Origin of the sequence: Promicromonospora kroppenstedtii DSM 19349 (assembly GCF_000515355.1) — a bacterium.
Lineage (GTDB): Bacteria > Actinomycetota > Actinomycetes > Actinomycetales > Cellulomonadaceae > Promicromonospora > Promicromonospora kroppenstedtii.
Genome location: NZ_KI911680.1, coordinates 20,450 through 21,730 on the forward strand (window position 1 = coordinate 20,450; position 1,281 = coordinate 21,730).

Below are 1,281 nucleotides of genomic sequence, written 5' to 3' on the forward strand. Positions count from 1 at the left end.
CCACCGCGCGGACCTGGGCGGCGTGCGCCTCGACATCGCCGACGCCGAGGACCTGGCCGAGGACGCCGAGCGCATGCTCGCCGCGGCGTCGGCGCTGCTGCCCGGGACCGACCCGGTGCTGGAGGTGCAGGCCATGGCGCCCACGGGCGTGGCGTGCGTGGTGCGGTCGGTCGAGGACGAGCTGTTCGGCCCCGTGGTCTCGTTCGGTGTGGCGGGCGACGCCGTGGACCTGCTCGACGACGTGACCCACGGCGTGCCCCCGCTGACCGACGTGGACGTGGCGCGCATGGTGCGCGGCGTACGCGCCGCCCCGCGCCTGTTCGGGTACCAGGGCGCGCCCGCGGCCGACGTCGCCGCGCTGGAGGACGTGCTGGCCCGCGTCTCGGTCATGGCGGAGGACCTGCCGGAGCTCGCCTCGGTGGAGCTGTACCCCGTCGCGGTCGCCGAGCGGGGAGCCTCGGTGCTGCACGCCACGATCCGCCTGCGACCCGCCGAACGACGCACGGACGCCCTGCGCAGGGCGCTGCCGGGCTAACGGCGCGACCCGCTCTCGTGGGATGATTCGCCTGTGCCCCATGCCCCTACCGATGCCCGTGACGACCTGACCGCCCACCTGCACCGGGCCGGCTACTACCCCGAGCTCGTGGCCGACGTGCTCGACGTGGCGCTGGCCGGCGAGGAGGTGGTGGCCCACCTCGTGCAGGCCGAGACCACCTTCGACTCGGAGGTGCGCCGGCACCTGACGGTGCTCGTGCTGACGCCGACCCGCCTGGTCACCGCGCACGTGGACGACCACACGGGGGAGGACCCGGCGCGGCCCGGCTCGGCGTCCGCCACCACCGAGGTGGTGCCGGTGCGCGAGATCCGTTCCGTGGCACTCACCCATGTGATCGCGGACCCGGCGCAGTACCCGCGCCGCGGCGCGACGCGCGAGGTCACGCTCGCGGTGGGTTGGGGCGCCGTGTCCCGGGTCGACCTGGAGCCGGCCTCGTGCGTGGACCCCAACTGCACCGCGGACCACGGCCTGACCGGCCAGGTGACGCCCGACGACGTGGTGGTCCGCGTCTCCGGCGAGGCCGAGGGCGACGCCGCGGTCCGGGCCGCCGTCGACTTCGCCAAGGCCCTGTCCCGGGCCACGTCTGCGTGAGCACCCCGGAGCTTCCCGAGGGCCTGGTGGCCCCGTCCTACGACACCGCGAGCCTGGCCGCGGTGCTCCCCGCGGCGGCTGGCGCCCTGGGCCACGACCTCACCACGGCCACGGGCCTGACCGCGGCGGGCTGC

At 76.1% G+C, this 1,281-nt stretch carries 2 protein-coding genes; both read left to right on the forward strand.

Features of this window, described 5'->3' with window-relative positions; all coding sequences use genetic code 11:
- Nucleotides 1-535 (forward strand): acetate--CoA ligase family protein (locus PROKR_RS14395; RefSeq protein ID WP_169736437.1); only part of this gene is annotated, 535 nt, incomplete at its 5' end.
- 33 nt (nt 536-568) lie between these two features.
- On the forward strand, nt 569-1,147 hold the full coding sequence (locus PROKR_RS14400) for a DUF5998 family protein (RefSeq protein WP_036964348.1): 579 nt from the start codon (nt 569-571) through the stop codon (nt 1,145-1,147).
- Nucleotides 1,148-1,281: the final 134 nt, after the last annotated feature.